Genomic DNA, 17,668 nt, shown 5'->3' on the forward strand with positions numbered 1-17,668 from the left:
CCGACGATTTCGTGCGCGCCGGGCTATTTGGTGCGCGGCAAGTGGATCGTTGAGCCGATGGGGCGGGGGCGGTGGGCGGTGCGGGCGACGGCGCGACGGAATCGAGTGTCGAGAATGGTAGGGGTGTCCAGGTCTGACCAGGTCCAGCGGACGACCTCCCAGCCGAGATCGCGAAGGAGATCCTCGCGCAGTTTTTCGCGGTAGAGGGTTGTTGCGGGGTTTTCGTTTGGGTTCAGATCCCCGCCGTACTTCACCTTGCCGTCGAATTCGCCGATGATGCCCCGCTCTTCGAAGCAGAAGTCGACACGTGCGACGAACCTACCTGCGTCGTCGAGGATCGTCGTTTGCAGTTCGGGTACAGGCAGGTCGAGGGCACTGAGGACGACCCGACTCCGCGACTCGCCGACACTTTCACTGCGTCCGTCGAGCAGCCCGATAGCGCGCAGCGCGGCACGGTAGCCGGGACGGCCCGCAGCGTAAGTCAGTGCTTGGCAAAAGGATTCGTGACTTATTCCGAACTGCCGCCCGGCCGCGTCGCCGATCACCACTGCTTCCTGCAATCCGACCGTCCGTGCGATGTCGGCAATGGTGCGCGCCGGCGAAAGGACGAGTAGTGATCCGACTTGGGTGACGTCCGCATCCCGGACCGGAGCACAGTGCACATGCAGGTGCTTGCCACGATGCCCACCGCTACTGCGCTGCCGGGTGACGTGCACTCGATCGAGCGGCAACCCCCACAGTGGCAAACCATGAACCGCGGCCGAAGACTGGTGGCTGATCGCCGCCGGTGCCGACAGGTGTCCTGCGGTCGCATGAACGAGCACCTGGTAGCGCGCTTCCCGATCCATCGCCCCATATGCCTCGGGTAGCACATACGAGCCCGGCCGTACCCGCAGCCAACTGCGCTGAGCAGTCAATCGTCGCAACTCGCCGTCGCTGAATCCCTTCGCCAACGCCTCGCATCGCTGTACCGGTAAGGCCTCCATCCGCCCATAGTGCACCCCCACCCAAGGCTCGAACCTCCGAAAACCGCCCCCTGTGCACAACCACCCACCTGTGGATAACGTTGCCCCGCGCACATTTTGGCGCCGCGCACCCACATCAGCCAGCAATCCCCCGCGCACCAAGAAAAATCGTGCGCGGCGTCCGCCGCGGAACGATTCGTCAACGTTGGCTGCCGCGAACGCGCGATCGCGCCGGTGTTCGTTTCGCCGCGCACAGGTTGTTCTGCAGCGCACGGAATTGCCGACAATTTCGTACGCCGCGTACTGAAACGTGCGCCGCGCGCTGAAACGTGCGCCGCGCGCTGAAACGTGCGCGACGTCCGCTCTGACGGTGGGGCGGCCGGGATGGCACTCGCTCAGCACGATGCGATTGCCTGCTGCGCATGAATTGTGTTGCTGCGCATGGCTTGGCTAGCAATTTCGTGCGCGGCGGGATGGGAAGTGCGCGGCGTCAGCGCAGACTATTGGTACGGCCCGGCGTTGCCGGTCGGGTGGGAGCTCGCCGGATAACCGGTGTCATAGTCGGCTGGGGACTCGCTCAGCGCAGTGTTATTCGGTCGCTGCGCGTGAATTGTTCTGCTGCGTGTGAAACTGTCAGCGAAACTGTGCGCGGGGGGCTGATTCGTGCGCGGCGGCGGGTTGGCCGAGGGGTGACCTACTTCGGGTCGCGCTCGGGGAGGGGGCGTTCGATGATGGTGGGGCGGCCGAGGGGGTTGCGGACGCGGCGTTTGGCGGAGTGGTAGACCTGGGCGGTTTCGGCGGCCACTACGTCCCAGGCGAAATCGGCGGTGAGGCGTTCGTGGGCGGCGTAGGCGCGGTCTTGCGCGGCGACCGGGTCGTCGAGGGTGGCGCGGGCGGCGTCGACGAGGCCGTCGACGTCGGCGGGGGCGAACGAGGCACCGGTGACGCCGTCGATGACGGCCTCGCCGAGTCCGCCCGCGGTGGAGGTGATCAGCGGGGTGCCCGCGGCGGCCGCCTCGAGGGCGACGATGCCGAAGGGTTCGTAGCGGCTGGGCAGCACGATGGCGTCGGCGCCGTGCAGCCAGCTGAGCAGTTCGGAGTGGTCGAGCTGGCCGGCGAAGTGCACCGCGCGAGCCACCCGGTGCACGCGGGCGCGTTCCCGCAACCACTCGAACTGGGTGCCGATGCCCGCGACGGTGAGCGTGGTGCCGGGGTGCGCGCGGCGGATGCGCGGCAGTGCGGCGATCGCGTCCTGCACGCCCTTCTCGTATTCGAGCCTGCCGACATACAGCAGCCGGGGCGGGCCGGTGCGCGGCGAGCGCGGCCGAAATGTCCAGGCGCCCACGTCGATTCCGTTGCGGATCACCGTCATCGGCACCCGCTCGGGGCCGTAGAGCCGCTCGACTTCGTCCTGCATCGAGGCCGAGCAGGTGATCAGCGCGTCGGATTCGTTGGCGAGCCACCACTCGACGGAATGCACCTGCCGGTTGACCTTGCCCGCGACCCAGCCGCTGTGCCGTCCGGCCTCGGTGGCGTGAATGGTCGACACCAGCGGCACGTCGTAGTACTCGGCCAGCGCGATACCGGGGTGTGCGACCAGCCAATCGTGCGCGTGCACCACGTCGGGCGCCCAGCCGTCACCGATGCCCGGCTTGCCGAGCGCGATACCGGCGCGCACCATCGCGTGCCCCATGGCCAGCGTCCAGGCCAGCATGTCCTCGCCGAAGTCGAAGCACGGCGGGTCCTCCGCGACCGCGACCACCAGCACACCCTCGGCGATGAAGGAGTGGGTGGGATGGGTCGAGGAGTCGGTGCCGGAGGGGCGGCGTGCCAGCACGACCACCTCGTGGCCCGCAACGGCCAGCTCGGTCGCCAGGTGATGCACATGCCTGCCCAACCCGCCGACCACGACCGGCGGGTATTCCCACGACACCATCAAAATCTTCATGCATGTCCTTCTGCGCTGGACGCGGCGTGCTCGGCAGCCGCGGCGAAGCTTCCTCCGGACCCGGCGCTCCCGAGTCGTCGCGCGTCCACACCGGGGAAGAGTCCGTCAGCCGTCCCCCATCCTGCCGCCAACTGCTGTGCTTTCGCGAGTTGACCCGCTCCGACGGCGGCCGCGATCTCCCGCACGGCGTGCGCGTGCCGGTGCGCGCGGTCGCGCGCGTAGCCCGCGGCGGAGTCCTTGCTGACCATGAACGCCCAGTCGCTGGACACGGTGAGGATGGCCTCGCGCAGCAACTGATCGGCGACGCTGTCGCGCAGCGCGGTCGCACCGTCGACAGCGCGCATCTTGTCGATCGTGTCGAGCGTGAGCCGCACGATGTCGTCATTGAGTTCGACCAGGTCCTGTACCTGATCCCCGGCCCAGACCCGCCAGTCCTTGCCGGAGCCCCAGGACGAATCGGCCAATGGCACCGGCTCCCCGACGAATCCGCGTTCCCGCGCGTCGGCCAGCGTGCCCAGGGTGACGCCCGCTTCGGGCAGCGCCCGCAACACCTGGGCCAACCACTGCGGTCCCTCGTGCCACCAGTGACCGAACAATTCGGTGTCGAACGCGGCGACCACCAGGGCGGGTCTGCCGATCCGCTCGGATTCGCTGATCAGTCGCTCGCGCACCGTTCGGACGAAGTCGTCGACGTCGCGACCGATCGCCGCAGCCGCGAGTTCCGGGTCGTAGGGCGCCTTGTCCGGACCGGCCACCGTCTTGCCGGTGACCCGGGACGGTTTGAGACCCGTCGCGTGGTCGTAGTGATGAAAGTCACGGTAGGCACTCTGGCCCGGGTAGCCCGATTTCGGCGACCAGACCCGATAGCTCACCTGCAGATCACGCCCGAACGCGACCACGTCGGACTCGCGCACCGGCCGTCCGAGGGTGGTGTCGCCGCGCAGCGCGGGCCCGTCGACCATGAAATGGGTCACGCCCGCGGCGGCGTAGCCGGCCTCCATGCCTGGCGTGTAGCCGCATTCCGGGGCCCAGATGCCGGTGGGGGTGTGGCCCCAGCGATGTTGCGCGTCGCTCAGTCCCTCGGCGAGCTGGAACTGGCGCAGCCGCGGATCGAGCAGCGGCTGGAACGGATGGGCGAGCGGCCCGCCGAGCAGTTCGATCGTGCCGGCGTCGATGAGCTCGCGCCAGACCGGCGCGGCGCCGTGCCGCCAGTTCTGTTCGAAATCCGCCAAAGCCGCTGTGGCCAAACGATGTTCGTGTCTGCCGAGGGCGACGTTGCCGCCCATTGCCGCCTCGTCGGCGCGCAGCTGCCAGTTGCCGAGCCAGTGGTGCATGCCGGACAGGCAGTGCGGGTCGTCGAGCTGGGCCGCGAGCACCGGCGTGATGCCGAGGCTGAGCAGATGGGAACGCCCTTCGGCGGCAAGGGTTCTCAATACCTCGGCGACCGGAAGGTAAGAGGCCGCCCAGGATTGGTAGAGCCATTCCTCGCCGACCGGCCACCGGCCGTGGTGCGCCAGCCAGGGCAGATGGGAGTGCAGGACCAGGGTGAACTGGCCGGGAACCGCCTCGCTCAAGGTTTCACCGCGATGGCGACCAGGTCGAGGCTCGCGTCGATGTCCTCGGCGATCAGCTCGAAGTCGTCGATGGTGACGGCCGCGACGTCGGCGGTGAGCTCGGCGGGCCACGGCTCCCCGGCCAGCGCTCGCTCGATCTGCGCGTCGATGAACGACCCACCGTGCTTGGCGTCCAACGCTTTCAGGCTCGCGCCGTGATGCACGCCGGTCATTTGTGCGACCTCGAAGCCCGACTCCACCAACAGCTCGGTGAGCTCGGCGGCGCTCAGTTCCCGCGTGTGAAACGGGTTGAGGGGGGTATCGCGACCGGGCGAGAAGGTGATCCGGTTCGGCGTGCTTATCAGCAGCTCGCCACCGGGGCGCAGCACCCGCAGGCACTCCCGGAGGAACTGGCCCTGATCCCAAAGATGTTCGATCACTTGGAAGTTCACCACGACGTCGACCGAGGCGTCATCGAGCGGCAGTGCCGCGAGGTTGCCCTGGATCATGTCCACCCGCGGGTACCTGGCACGCACGTGCTCGACCGCGCCGGTGTCGTAGTCGACGCCGGTGACCTTGGTGGCCACCGAGGCGATCATGTCCGCGCCGTAGCCCTCGCCGGATCCGGCCTCCAGCACGGTCTTTCCGGTGCACCGGTCGAGCAGGCGGGCGTAGGCGATCTCGTGTCTGCGGAACCAGTAGTTCTCCTCGGCGATGCCGGGGACGGTCCGTTCGCCGGTCAACGGCAGCGGTTCGACGGCGCCGACGGTCGTTTCCGGGGCGCCGGTCATGCCCGTCGGTTCGTCCACTGCGGCAGGGATCACAGCCTCGCTCATCGTTGCGACGTTACTGGCACTAAGTGTTTGCGGGATACCCGCACCCGGTCACCGGGATGCCGCTACCAGTCGAGATGGACCGTTCGGCAGGGGTGCTCCAGCCCGGCACGATATCGCTGGGTCTGGCGTTATGAGAGAGAAGCGGCTAAGTTACCCACGGGTAACTTAACGTAGGGTAGTGTCACGCCCTGAGCTACTCACACGGACGTACGGCGCCGCCTGTGCGACCACTCCATACGTGTAACCAGAACAGGAGGTCGACGAAGACCGATGCCGAACATCGTCGTACTCATCAAGCAGGTTCCCGACACCTGGTCCGAGCGCAAGCTGACCGATGGTGACTACACCCTCGATCGCGAAGCCGCCGACGCCGTCCTCGACGAGATCAACGAGCGCGCCGTCGAAGAAGCGCTGCTGATCAAGGAGGCGCAGGGCGGCGAGGTCACCGTGCTGGCCGCCGGTCCGGACCGGGCCACCGAGGCCATCCGCAAGGCGCTGTCCATGGGCGCCGACAAGGCCATCCACATCAACGACCCGGCGATCCACGGCTCCGACGCCGTGCAGACCGCCTGGGTGCTGGCGAGCGCGCTCGGCCAGGTCGAAGGCGTCGAGCTGGTCATCGCGGGCAACGAGGCGACCGACGGTCGCGCCGGTGCGGTCCCCGCGATCATCGCCGAGTACCTCGGCCTGCCGCAGCTCACGCACCTGCGCAAGCTCACCATCGACGGCGACAAGGTCACCGGCGAGCGCGAGACCGATGATGGCGTCTTCAAGCTGGAGGCCACCCTCCCGGCCATCGTCAGCGTGACCGAGAAGATCAACGAGCCGCGCTTCCCGTCCTTCAAGGGCATCATGGCCGCGAAGAAGAAGGAAGTGCAGACCTTCACGCTGGCCGATCTGGGCGTCGACCCGTCGACCGTCGGTGTCGCGAACGCGGGCACCACCGTCACCGGAGCCACCCCGAAGCCGCCGCGCACCGCGGGCGAGAAGATCGCGGACGAGGGCGACGGCGGCACCAAGATCGCCCAGTACCTCGTCGGTCAGAAGATCATCTGATCCCGCCGATCTGCTTAGGAGAGAACACAAATGGCTGAAGTACTTGTGCTCATCGAGCACGCGGACGGTGCGATCAAGAAGGTCAGCACCGAGCTCCTGACCGCCGCCCGCAACCTGGGCGAGCCCGCCGCCGTCGTGCTCGGCACCGCGGGCACCGGCGAGAAGCTGGCCGACGCGCTGGCCGCGGCCGGTGCGGAGAAGATCTACATCGCCGAGTCCGACGACGTGGAGAACTACCTGCTCACCCCGAAGATCGACGTGCTCGCCGCGCTGACCGAGCAGGTCTCCCCGGCCGCCGTCATCGTCGCCGCCTCGGCCGAAGGCAAGGAGGTGTCGGGCCGCCTCGCCGCCCGCATCGGCTCCGGCCTGCTGATCGACGTGATCGACGTCAAGGCCGACGGCACCGCCGTGCACTCCATCTTCGGTGGCGCGTTCACCGTCGACGCCAAGGCCACCGGCGACGTGCCGGTGATCTCGGTGCGCCCGGGCGCCATCGAGGCTTCCGCGCAGGCCGGTGCCGGCGAAAAGGTCACCGTCGAGGTGCCCGCGCAGGAAGACGGCGTCGTCAAGGTGACCGCGCGCGAGCCGATCGTCGGCGGCGACCGCCCCGAGCTCACCGAGGCGAACATCGTCGTCTCCGGTGGTCGCGGTGTCGGTTCCGCCGAGAAGTTCTCGGTCGTCGAGGAACTGGCCGACTCGCTCGGTGCCGCCGTCGGCGCCTCGCGTGCCGCGGTCGACTCGGGCTACTACCCGGGCCAGTTCCAGGTCGGCCAGACCGGTAAGACGGTCTCGCCGCAGCTCTACATCGCCCTCGGCATCTCCGGCGCCATCCAGCACCGGGCAGGCATGCAGACCTCGAAGACCATCGTCGCGGTCAACAAGGACGAAGAGGCCCCGATCTTCGAGATCGCGGACTACGGCATCGTCGGCGACCTGTTCAACGTCGCCCCGCAGCTGACCGAAGCGGTCAAGGCCCACAAGGGCTAGCTGTCCCGCCTCCCCGTGAAATTTGGCGGGCAGCTCGTGTTCGGGCGGACTCGGTCCGCCGGCTTGCGAAAGTCGGTGGCCGAGTTGGCCCGTACCCGGTGAGTTACCCCTGACTCGCCAAATCTGTTGTTGCGTAAGCAGCGTCGGGTTTGGCGAGTTTTCGCGTTTCTGGGGTGCGCTAACCTGCGAGTATGGCTGTTCCTACGACACGGATGCTGGTGCTTGCCGTCGTCCGGCTGCTGCAACCGGTGCATGGGTATGACGTTCGGCGTGAGTTGCTGTCCTGGCATGCCGATGATTGGGCGAATGTGAAGCCGGGGTCGATCTATGGGGCGCTGAATACTTTGCAGCGTGACGGGCTGATCGCGATCGACGGGGTTGCGCAGGACGGGGCTCGGCCGGAGCGGACCACGTATCGGCTCACCAGTGAGGGGGCGAAGGAGTTCGGTGAGATGCTGCGTGCGTCGTTGTTCTCTGCCGAGCAGCCGAAGAATCCGTACTTCGCCGCGGTCGCGCTGTTTCCGGCGGCGCCACGGGATGAAGTCATCGCCGCATTGAACAACCGGATTCTCAAGTTCGAAGCCGAGCTGGTCTTCACCGAGCGCGAGGTGGCCCGGATCCTGGCCGGCAGTGGCGATCCTGCCGAGTCCGAGCCGCACCATGTGGCCGACGCGATGCGCCTGTCCGCCGACCACATCCGCGCGGATCTGAACTGGTCACGAAAGACGTTGGAGCGCATCGAAACCGGTGAGCTCGATGCGTGGAGCGGCGGTATGTACGGGATGAACCTCTAGGACCCGCCACAGCAATGATCAAGCCTGAATAGTAAAGCTTGACTATTTGATCGATCGTTCCTACCGTAAGCGGTGTGGAAACGATCGACACCGTTCGTGGCCGCACACGTACCGCGGTCATCGAGGTGCGTGGGCTTGCCCGAACCTTCAACACCAGAACCGGTCCCGTCGAGGCGGTCAAGGGGGTCGATTTCGCCGTGCACGACGGCGAAATCCTCGGCCTCCTCGGCCCGAACGGCGCGGGCAAGACGACGACGCTGCGGATGATCAGCACGCTGATCGCGCCGACCGCGGGCGAGGCGATCATCTCCGGCGCGGATCTACGGACCGAGGCGCGACTCGTGCGATCCCGGATCGGGTACGTCGCGCAGGGCAACACGACCAACGATCTCGAACTCGTGATCGACGAATTAGTCCTACAGGCAAGGCTTTTCGGCCTGAGCAAGCCGCAGGCGACGCGCAACGCCGAGGAACTGCTCGCCGCGCTCGACCTGGACGGACTCGGTGGGCGCAAGTGCGCGCAGCTGTCCGGCGGGCAGCGCAGGCGGGTGGACATCGCGCTCGGTCTCGTGCACGGCCCGAAGTTGATCTACCTGGACGAGCCGACCAGCGGCCTGGATCCGCAGAGCCGGGCCAATCTGTGGGAACACATTCGCGGACTGCGGGATCGGGGCACCACCATCGTGCTCACGACGCACTATCTCGAAGAGGCCGACGCGCTCTGTGACCGGCTGCTGGTGATGGATCACGGCGACATCGTCGCCGAGGGCACGCCCGACGAACTCAAGCGCCGCATCTCCGGCGACGTGATCAGCATCGAAATCGCCGACGAGCAAGCCGATCTCGCGCTGCAGGTGGCCGAGGCGGCGCTCGATGTGCGGTCGGGGGTTCGAGCCGAGGACGCGGGAGTGACGGTGGTGCACCTGACGGTTGAGCGAGGCGACGCTGCCGTAGTGCCCTTGCTGCGGGCACTGGACGAACGGGGGATCACGCCGGGCGCGATCACGGTCAAGCGGCCGAGCCTCGACGATGTCTTCCTCACTATCACTGGACGTTCACTGCGCGAATGGAATCGGTCATGAGGTTCGCACACGACACCGGGCTGATCTTCTGGTCCCAACTGCGGAGCAATCTGCGCAACCCGATGTGGGTGATGATCGGCCTGTCGCAGCCGGTGCTGTATCTGGTGCTGTTCGGTCCGTTGATCAAGGGCATCGCTCCCGCGCTCGGGACCGACGTCGACCCCTGGAAGATTCTTACACCGGGCTTGGTCATTCAGACCGGGCTGATGGGTTCGCTGTACGCCGGATTCGCGATCATCTCGGAGTTGCGCGCGGGTGTCGTAGAGCGGCAACGGGTTACGCCGGCCGATCGGGGCGCGCTACTGCTCGGGCGGGTACTCAAGGACATGGTGGTGCTGATCGTGCAGGCCCTGATCCTGGTCGGGGTCGCGGTGCTGGCCTTCGGATTGCGGCCGGACCCACTGGGTCTGGTGCTGTCGGTGCTGTTGATCGCGGTGATGGCGGCCGGTCTCGCGGCGGCTTCCTATGCACTGGGGCTGTGGGCCAGGGACGAGGGCACGCTCGCGTCGGTGCTCAACACCCTGACCCTGCCGATCATGCTGCTGTCCGGAATCCTGCTGCCGATGGCCGTCGGACCGAACTGGCTGCAATACATCGCGAAGGCAAACCCGTTCTCGCACACCGTCGATGCCGCCCGGGCGCTGTTCCGCGGCGACTTCGGCAGCACCGATGTCTACCTCGGCACCGGCATCACCGTGGCAGTTGCCCTGGTACTCATGGTGATCGGCGCCCGCAGCTTCACTCGGGAGAACGCCTGAGCGAAACCGGCTCGTGCACTGCGGGATTCATAGCGAACGACCCCGGGCTCAGGCTCGGGGTCGTTTCGTCGATCAGGGGCGGTGCAGTCCGGCGAGCAGGGTGGTGAGGATGGGGGAGCGACGGACGTCGCTGCGCAGGACCGCGGAGACCGGGATGCGCAGCTTCTCGTCGGCCAGTTTCAGGACGACCAGGCCCTCGGTGGAGCTTTCGGCGTAGAGGACGGTCCAGGCGTCCGGCCGGTTGATCAGTTCGAGCGTCGCGGTGTGATCGGGCGGAATCGGCGGACCGAACGTCGGCCCGGTGGGCAGCTCGGCGAACGCGGACCGAATCACCGTGTGCAGCAACACCTGTTCCTGCTCCGGCGGCAGCAGTAGCGGATACCTGCTCAGGTCCGATAGCGTCACCGTCTCCCTGGTGGCCAGCGGATGCGCGCTGGAGGTCGCGATCACCAGATCCTCGACCCACAACTGCTCCACTTCTAGGCCCGGCTGGTCGACGCTGCCGCGGATGAGCGCGAGATCGCAGTCGCCGTCGGCCACCGCGGTGATCCGCTGCCGGAACGGTTTGATCACGAACTCGATCTCCGCCTCGGGATGCGTCGCGCGGGCGCCCGCGATCGCCGACAGCGATCTGGTCGCGAAGGACATGTTCGCGGCGAGCCGGATGCGCGGGCCCACGGTTCGGACCGCGGCCCGGATCGCCGATTCGAGGCTCAGCATCTGTTTCGCAAGGGGAAGTAGCCGTGCGGTGGCGTCGGTGGCCACCACTGATCTTGTCGAGCGCTCGAACAATTGCACGCCTAGATCGCGCTCGAGCCGGGAGATCTGGTGGCTGATCGCGGACTGTGAGATAAAGCACCTCGCCGCCGCACCGCTGAAGCTGAGCTCCTCGCAGACGGCCACGAAGTAGGTGAGCTGCCGAAGTTCCACAGCGCCTCCGATTAATGACGGATCGAGATAAGAGTCATCTGAATTATGCGCCCTAACTCCTGAAATATCCTCGTTCCCGATGACGGTTGGTAATGAGAGAAGGAGGCTGTCATGCAGTACGTGGATGCGGGAATCGAAACCGCGGGTGTCGTCATCGTCGGATCGGGGTTCGGCGGACTCTCCGCCGCCAAGCAACTTGCCAAGTCGGGTATCGATTACGTGCTGATCTCCAGCACGCCGGAGCACCTGTTCCAACCGTTGTTGTACCAGGTAGCGACCGGTGTGCTGGCATCGGAGGAGATTGCGCCGCCGATCGCCGCCATTCTGCGCCGCCACCGCGAGGCCGACGTGCGCTTGGGCAAAGTGGTCGCCATCGATCCGGACAAGGCGATCGTCACCTATGAGCAGAACGGCGAGCAGCGCCGGATCCGGTACGGCTCGCTGATCGCCGCCACCGGTGCCAGCCAGTCCTACTTCGGCCGTGACGATTTCGCCGAGAAGACCTTCTCGCTCAAGACCATCGACGACGCGAAACTGCTGCGCGCGCAGATCCAGCGGGTCTTCGCCGAGGCGGCGGGCGCCGACGAGGAGACCAAGCGCAGGCTGCTGAGCTTCGTGGTGGTCGGGGCGGGCGCGACCGGCGTCGAGGTGGCCGGTCAGCTCAAGGAACTCGCGAAAAGGTACTACCACCAAGAAGTTTCGGTCACGCTGGTCGAGGGCGCCGGTGAGGTGCTGCCCCCGTTCGGCGGCGGACTGTCCGAGTACGCGAAGAAGTCGTTGACCCGCACCGGTGTCGACGTGCTGCTCGGCACCTTCGTCACCGACATCGAAGCGGGCAAGGTCACCGTCAAGGACAAGAGCGGCGTCGAGCGCGGCATCGCGGCGGAGACGATCGTCTGGTCGGCGGGCGTGCAGGTCGGCGGGTTCGCGAAGGTGCTCGCCGAGGCCACCGGCGTCGAAACCGACCGGGCCGGAAGGCTGTTGATCAATCCCGACCTGACTGTCGGTGGCTACGCCGACATCTACGCGATCGGCGACATGACCTCCTTGAACGGCTACCCGGGCCAGTCGCCGGTGGCCATGCAGGAGGGTAGGCACGCCGCCGACATCATTCGCCGAAAGAAGCAGGCAGGCACCGCGTTCAAGTACTGGGACAAGGGCAGCATGGCGGTGATCAGCCGGTTCAGCGCGGTGACGAAGCTGAACGACAAGATCACCTTCCGCGGCCTGATCGCCTGGTTCATGTGGCTCGCCGTGCACCTGTTCTACCTGGTCGGTTTCCGTAACCGCTTCGCCGCGGTCGCTTCCTGGCTGATCGCCTTCATCGGCACCGGACGCCCCGGCTTCGCCGAGGTGAACAAGGTCGCCCAGCCGGCCCGCGAAGCGGAAAGAACCGCTGCCTAACGCCCACCTCGTACGCCCGTAGCCGCATCGCGAAGTTCTCGCGATGCGGCTCTTCGGCGACGGCGGCCGCATCTCGAAATGTGTTCGCCGAGAAGCGTTAATCAGGCAAAAGACGCGGTTGCGGCGCGAGGGCGCGAACGGGGCGCGACGGTCCGGTGAACGGTCGGTGTGATCATCATCTCGTTCACCGAACCGGCATCGCGGGGACACTTCGGGGTTGCTCCAGCGCAGTGTCCGGCTGGGTTCATTGACGATATGACTATTACGTCCGTGTTGACAGCCCCGGCGCGCTCGACGGACTCCGGGGTGGAACGGTCACGGTACTCGCTGGTCGTCTCGTCCGACGCAGAGCACCGCGCGGCGGCGCAGCGACTGCGCTACGGAGTGTTCGCGAGCGAGCCGGGATTCCACATCCCCGACAACGGCACCGGCCTCGACGCCGACCGGTTCGACGAGCACTGCGATCACCTGCTGGTCCGTGACGACCTGACCGAAGACTTCGTCGGCTGCTACCGGATGCTGCCGCCGGACAAGGTCGCCGCGGCGGGCGGTTACTACACGGCCACGGAATTCGATCTCTCCCAACTGGATCCGGCAGGCCGCCGGATCGTCGAGATGGGCCGCGCCTGCGTGGTGCCCGACCACCGCAACGGCTCGGTGCTCACGCTCATGTGGGCGGGCATCCTGCACTACATCCAGCTCACCGGTTACGACTGGGTGATGGGCTGCGTCTCGGTGCCGATGCAGGACAGCCCCGCCGACGAACCCGGCGTGAACGTGCGCGGCGTGCGCGACCTGCTGCTCGGCAGGCACGCCTCGGATCCGGAACAGCGGGTGCACCCGATTCGCCCGGTGGTCGTCGACGGCAAGACCCTCGACGACATGACACCGCCCGCCCGCCCCAAGCTGCCGCCGCTGCTGCGCGGCTACCTGCGCCTCGGCGCGGAGATCTGCGGCGAGCCCGCGCACGACCCGGACTTCGGGGTCGCCGACTTCGTCGCCATCCTCGGGCTCGACACCATCAACACCCGCTACCTGAACCGATTACAAGACGCCGCCGCGACCTTCGACGGGGGGCGGTGAGGACCGTGGTCTTCGACGCGCCGCCCGCACAGGCCACCGCACACGCGTGGATGCCGTCGAGCCCGTGTGGGCCCGGCTGCATCGAGTCGATCGACCAGGTCGGCACCGGCCGGGTGCTCGGCAGGCTGCTCGGCGTCGCCGGGCTGCTCGTCAGCTTCCCGATGGTGAATCTGGTTACGCCACAAGGCAAGCGGGAACGTCTACAGCGCGGTTACGCGCGCACGCTGCTGAATTGTCTCGGTATGGAATTGCGGGTCGTCGATCGCCGGATCGACCCGAACGAGCGCGGTGCTGTCGATGAGGGCAGCACCGCGCCCGCCGTTTACGGGCCGTCCGGTACCGGCGTCATGGTCGTCGTCGGGCACATCGGCTGGACCGATATCGTCGCGCTCGCCGCGGTGCAGCCGCTCGGCTTCGTCGCCCGGGCCGACATGGTCGACTGGCCGGTGCTCGGCAAGCTGGCCACGCTGATGCGGGTAATCCCGATCGAACGGGAAAAGCTGCGCGCGCTGCCCGGTGTGGTGGCACAGGTCGGCGCCAGGCTCACCGCGGGCGAGCGGATCGCGGTGTTCCCCGAGGGCACCACCTGGTGCGGGCGGGCCTACGGCAGCATGCGGCCCGCGCTCTTCCAGGCGGCGGTCGACACCGAGACTCCGGTCCAGCCGGTGCGATTGCGCTACCTGGATCGGCACGGCGTCCAGTGCACGGTCCCCGGCTTCGTCGGCGAGGACACCTTCGCCTCGTCCGCCCGCCGAGTGCTGCGCTCGCGCGGCATGGTCGCCGAGGTCGTGCTCGAAACGGTCCAGCAGCCCGGCACCGATCGCCGCGATCTGGCCCGCCGCTGCGAGGCCGCGATCCGCGGCGCGGAACAGTCCCGCCACGGCGCGCTCGACGCCACGGTCTGGATCGAGGCGGGCAAGACCCGCGTCCAGGACCCAACGGTCGCCTCGGACGCACCAGAGGTCCGCAGGCCGCCCCGCCGTATTCGCCCCATCCTGCGCGGCCGCGGCCGCCGGGTCGAAACTGTCTGAGCAGTCACAAACGCAAAGCAGCCGCAGGCAATTGCCTGCGGCTGCTTCGTCCTGCGCACTACCGAGCGAGTTGCAACGCCAGAGTGGCGGCGGCCGGGACCAGGTACAGCACCGGGAAGATCGAAGTCTGGTACGAGCGTGCCCGAATGGCGGTCGCCGAGGCCAAGAGGAAGTACGCGATCAAGCAAACCGCGGCCGCAATCCCAATGGCAGGCACGAAGAAGCCGACGATCAAACCGAGCGCGCCCGCCGACTTCGCCAGGGCCAGCCAGTTCCACCACGCCTGCGGCACCCCGTACTGCTCGAGCGGCTCGACAACGAACTGCTTCTGCGAAGCCAGCGAGTACCCCGAGAACCCGATCGACAGAGCAGCGACCACACCGACGATGTAGTAAGCGATGTTCATTGTTCAATCCTTTGTTCTTTCAGCAGCGTGTCTGCCTGGTTGCCTGGTAGACGACGCGGCCGTCGCAGGTGTGACACCGATCCGCGCGGTCGATCCCAGCGAGACGCAGGTCTCATTCGGGGGAGATGCCGGTCAGGCCGACCGCTGCTGCGAGGAGCCGGGCGGCGCGGCGATCGCCGGGTTCGGGACACGGTGGCAGAGGGCGCGGACACGCGGGTTTCGGGAATACCGGAAGACGGTCGGCCTGTTGCGCATCGTGGGTGAGTCGAAGATAAACGTAGGCAGCGAGGGGGCACCCCCAAGATGCGCAGGTCAAGGCTGGGATAGGCTTTATTGGTCATGAAGGCGGCTTTTGCGGGTCCGGTCCACGGTGCGGCGGCCCATACGGTCTACCTCGATCATGCGGCCACCACTCCGATGTTGCCTGCCGCCATCGAGGCGATGACGGCTGCGCTCGGGATGGCGGGTAACGCGTCGTCGCTGCACGGGTCGGGTCGCGTGGCCCGGCGGACGTTGGAAGAGGCGCGGGAGTCGATCGCGGCGGATCTGGGCGCCCGGCCCTCGGAGGTCATCTTCACCTCCGGCGGGACCGAGAGCGACAATCTGGCGGTCAAGGGCATCTATTGGGCGCGTCGGGATGCCGACCCGCGCCGGACCAGGATCATCGTCAGCTCGGTCGAGCATCACGCGGTGATCGACGCGGTCGAGTGGCTGGAGAAGCACGAAGGGGCCAGGGTCACCTGGCTGCCGGTGGACGCCGAGGGCGTCGTGTCGCCACGCACACTGCGGGCCGCGCTGTCGGCCGATCCCGACGACGTCGCGCTGGTGACCGTCATGTGGGCGAACAACGAGGTCGGCAGCATCCAGCCGATCGGCGAATTGGCCGCCGTGGCACAGGAATTCGGCGTGCCCATGCACAGCGACGCGGTGCAGGCGGCGGCGCAGCTGCCGATCGACTTCGCCGCGAGCGGGCTGTCGGCGGCCAGCTTCGCCGGGCACAAGGTCGGCGGGCCGCACGGCGTCGGCCTGCTGCTGCTCGGCAGGCAGGTGCCGTGCGTGCCGCTGCTGCACGGCGGCGGGCACGAACGCGACCTGCGTTCCGGCACCTCGGATACCGCGGCCGCGGTCGGCCTGGCCACCGCGCTGCACCAGACGGCGATCGAACTGCCCACCCGCACTGCGGAATTGACCGCGTTGCGGGACGCGCTGATCGACGGCGTACTCGCCATCGAACCGGACGCGGTGCTCAACGGCGCGCCTGGCGAGCGGCGGCTCCCCGGCAACGTGCACTTCACTTTCCCCGGCTGCGAAGGCGATTCGCTGCTGATGCTGCTGGACGCGGCGGGGATCGAATGTTCGACGGGATCGGCGTGCACCGCGGGTGTCGCGTCGCCGAGCCACGTGCTGATCGCGATGGGTGTCGAACAGTGGCAGGCCCGCGGGTCGCTGCGATTTTCATTGGGGCACACCTCGACTCGCGCCGATGTGGACGCGCTGCTCGGTGTCCTGCCCCAGGTTGTCGATCGGGCCAGGGCCGCGGGCCTGGCCGGTGCGAAGGGAGGTGTTTGATGCGAGTACTTGCCGCGATGAGTGGTGGTGTTGATTCGGCGGTGGCGGCGGCACGTGCGGTCGACGCCGGCCACGAGGTGGTCGGCGTGCATCTCGCGCTGTCCGCGTCGCCGGGCACGTTGCGGACCGGGTCGCGTGGCTGCTGCTCGAAGGAGGACGCGGGCGACGCCCGGCGGGCCGCCGATGTGCTCGGTATCCCGTTCTACGTCTGGGATTTCGCCGATCGGTTCAAGGAAGACGTGATCGACGATTTCGTCGCCGCCTACGCGGCGGGCGAGACGCCGAACCCGTGCCTGCGCTGCAACGAGAAGATCAAGTTCTCCGCCCTGGCCGATCGCGCGCTCGCGCTCGGCTTCGACGCCGTGGTCACCGGTCATTACGCGCGGCTCGACGACGGCGTGCTGCGCCGGGCCGTCGACGCCGACAAGGACCAGTCCTACGTGCTCGCGGTGCTGAACGCGCAGCAGCTGTCGCGCGCCATGTTCCCCGTCGGTGACACCCCGAAGCCGCGGATCCGCGAAGAGGCCGCCGAGCGTGGGCTGGCCGTCGCGAACAAGCCGGACAGTCACGACATCTGCTTCATTCCGTCCGGCGATACCCAGGCGTTCCTCGGCGCGAAGATCGGCATCCGGCCGGGTGCCGTGGTCGATGCCGACGGTCAGAAGCTCGCGGATCACGAAGGCGTGCACGGGTTCACCATCGGTCAGCGCAAGGGACTCGGGCTGCCCGGTCCGGCCGCCGACGGCAAGCCGCGCTACGTGACCGGCATCGATCCCGATTCCGGCACCGTCCGGGTCGGCTCGGTCGAGGACCTGCAGGTGTGGGGCATCGAGGCGGAGCGCGCGATCTGGACCTCCGGTGCCGCACCGGACGGGCCGATCGAGTGCGTCGTACAGGTGCGCGCGCACGGTGGCACGGCGCCGGCGATTGCCGAGGCGGTCGGCGCGGGACTGTCGGTCCGGCTGCGCGAGCCGCTGACCGGTGTCGCGCGCGGCCAGGCGGTCGTGCTGTATCGCCCGGATGAGCTGGGGGACTTGGTGATCGGCAGCGGAACCATCTCTGGCACCGACAGCGTGGCGATCGACAGCGACGTGGAGTCCGCCGCCACGCGGTGAACCCGCGCCGAGGTGCGAGGGTTACTGCGGGCCCGCGCTGTCCTTCACCGCGCGGCCGGTCGGCGAACCTGCCGCGCACACTGATCTGACCGCGACCGGGTTTCCGGTGGCGCGCACCACGATCGACTGAGGAAGCGGACAACGGTGTACC

At 67.7% G+C, this 17,668-nt stretch carries 16 protein-coding genes; 10 read left to right on the forward strand and 6 right to left on the reverse strand.

Features of this window, described 5'->3' with window-relative positions:
- Window positions 1-23: 23 nt before the first annotated feature.
- The 4 genes from ACFWF1_RS15110 to ACFWF1_RS15125 form a co-directional block, all read right to left on the reverse strand.
- A complete protein-coding gene (locus ACFWF1_RS15110; RefSeq protein WP_379322184.1) occupies window positions 24-1,367 on the reverse strand; it encodes a hypothetical protein in 1,344 nt (447 codons plus the stop codon).
- A gap of 292 nt (window positions 1,368-1,659) precedes the next feature.
- A complete protein-coding gene (locus ACFWF1_RS15115) occupies window positions 1,660-2,913 on the reverse strand; it encodes a glycosyltransferase family 4 protein (protein WP_379287952.1) in 1,254 nt (417 codons plus the stop codon).
- Window positions 2,910-4,487 (reverse strand): 1,4-alpha-glucan branching protein domain-containing protein, encoded by a 1,578-nt coding sequence (locus ACFWF1_RS15120; protein ID WP_379287950.1) that lies wholly within the window; start codon window positions 4,485-4,487, stop codon window positions 2,910-2,912. Before ACFWF1_RS15120 ends, ACFWF1_RS15115 begins: the two co-directional genes overlap by 4 nt.
- The gene (locus tag ACFWF1_RS15125) at window positions 4,484-5,257 is read right to left on the reverse strand and encodes a class I SAM-dependent methyltransferase (protein WP_379288206.1); all 774 of its coding nucleotides are present in this window, start codon (window positions 5,255-5,257) and stop codon (window positions 4,484-4,486) included. The genes ACFWF1_RS15120 and ACFWF1_RS15125 overlap by 4 nt, the downstream gene beginning before the upstream one ends.
- A gap of 315 nt (window positions 5,258-5,572) precedes the next feature.
- Between ACFWF1_RS15125 and ACFWF1_RS15130 the strand changes: the two genes are divergently transcribed.
- From ACFWF1_RS15130 to ACFWF1_RS15150, 5 genes are all read left to right on the forward strand, one after another.
- The gene (locus ACFWF1_RS15130; protein WP_150405401.1) at window positions 5,573-6,358 is read left to right on the forward strand and encodes an electron transfer flavoprotein subunit beta/FixA family protein; all 786 of its coding nucleotides are present in this window, start codon (window positions 5,573-5,575) and stop codon (window positions 6,356-6,358) included.
- Window positions 6,359-6,388: 30 nt separating this feature from the next.
- On the forward strand, window positions 6,389-7,345 hold the full coding sequence (locus ACFWF1_RS15135) for an electron transfer flavoprotein subunit alpha/FixB family protein (protein ID WP_379287948.1): 957 nt from the start codon (window positions 6,389-6,391) through the stop codon (window positions 7,343-7,345).
- Window positions 7,346-7,536: 191 nt separating this feature from the next.
- Window positions 7,537-8,139, forward strand: a complete 603-nt coding sequence (locus ACFWF1_RS15140; RefSeq protein WP_379287946.1) for a PadR family transcriptional regulator — start codon at window positions 7,537-7,539, stop codon at window positions 8,137-8,139.
- 74 nt (window positions 8,140-8,213) lie between these two features.
- Window positions 8,214-9,221, forward strand: a complete 1,008-nt coding sequence (locus ACFWF1_RS15145; protein WP_379287944.1) for an ATP-binding cassette domain-containing protein — start codon at window positions 8,214-8,216, stop codon at window positions 9,219-9,221.
- The gene (locus ACFWF1_RS15150; protein WP_379287942.1) at window positions 9,218-9,979 is read left to right on the forward strand and encodes an ABC transporter permease; all 762 of its coding nucleotides are present in this window, start codon (window positions 9,218-9,220) and stop codon (window positions 9,977-9,979) included. Before ACFWF1_RS15145 ends, ACFWF1_RS15150 begins: the two co-directional genes overlap by 4 nt.
- Window positions 9,980-10,051: 72 nt before the next feature.
- On the opposite strand, the gene ACFWF1_RS15155 is transcribed toward ACFWF1_RS15150, so the two are convergent.
- On the reverse strand, window positions 10,052-10,909 hold the full coding sequence (locus ACFWF1_RS15155) for a LysR substrate-binding domain-containing protein (RefSeq protein ID WP_379287940.1): 858 nt from the start codon (window positions 10,907-10,909) through the stop codon (window positions 10,052-10,054).
- A gap of 111 nt (window positions 10,910-11,020) precedes the next feature.
- Between ACFWF1_RS15155 and ACFWF1_RS15160 the strand changes: the two genes are divergently transcribed.
- From ACFWF1_RS15160 to ACFWF1_RS15170, 3 genes are all read left to right on the forward strand, one after another.
- Window positions 11,021-12,313 carry an NAD(P)/FAD-dependent oxidoreductase gene (locus ACFWF1_RS15160; RefSeq protein ID WP_379287938.1) on the forward strand — a complete coding sequence of 431 codons (1,293 nt, stop codon included), beginning with the start codon at window positions 11,021-11,023 and terminating at the stop codon, window positions 12,311-12,313.
- Window positions 12,314-12,568: 255 nt separating this feature from the next.
- Window positions 12,569-13,396, forward strand: coding sequence for a GNAT family N-acyltransferase (locus tag ACFWF1_RS15165; RefSeq protein WP_357377966.1), 828 nt, complete (start codon window positions 12,569-12,571; stop codon window positions 13,394-13,396).
- Window positions 13,393-14,427 (forward strand): lysophospholipid acyltransferase family protein, encoded by a 1,035-nt coding sequence (locus ACFWF1_RS15170; RefSeq protein WP_379287935.1) that lies wholly within the window; start codon window positions 13,393-13,395, stop codon window positions 14,425-14,427. Before ACFWF1_RS15165 ends, ACFWF1_RS15170 begins: the two co-directional genes overlap by 4 nt.
- 58 nt (window positions 14,428-14,485) lie before the next feature.
- On the opposite strand, the gene ACFWF1_RS15175 is transcribed toward ACFWF1_RS15170, so the two are convergent.
- Window positions 14,486-14,833 carry a DoxX family protein gene (locus ACFWF1_RS15175; RefSeq protein WP_379287933.1) on the reverse strand — a complete coding sequence of 116 codons (348 nt, stop codon included), beginning with the start codon at window positions 14,831-14,833 and terminating at the stop codon, window positions 14,486-14,488.
- A gap of 339 nt (window positions 14,834-15,172) precedes the next feature.
- Here ACFWF1_RS15175 and ACFWF1_RS15180 point away from each other — a divergent pair, with 339 nt between their 5' ends.
- Both ACFWF1_RS15180 and mnmA read left to right on the forward strand, forming a co-directional pair.
- Window positions 15,173-16,402, forward strand: a complete 1,230-nt coding sequence (locus ACFWF1_RS15180; protein WP_379287931.1) for a cysteine desulfurase family protein — start codon at window positions 15,173-15,175, stop codon at window positions 16,400-16,402.
- Window positions 16,402-17,517 (forward strand): tRNA 2-thiouridine(34) synthase MnmA, encoded by a 1,116-nt coding sequence (gene mnmA / locus ACFWF1_RS15185; RefSeq protein WP_379287929.1) that lies wholly within the window; start codon window positions 16,402-16,404, stop codon window positions 17,515-17,517. Before ACFWF1_RS15180 ends, mnmA begins: the two co-directional genes overlap by 1 nt.
- Window positions 17,518-17,668: the final 151 nt, after the last annotated feature.

The organism is Nocardia sp. NPDC060255, from assembly GCF_042727395.1.
GTDB lineage: Bacteria > Actinomycetota > Actinomycetes > Mycobacteriales > Mycobacteriaceae > Nocardia.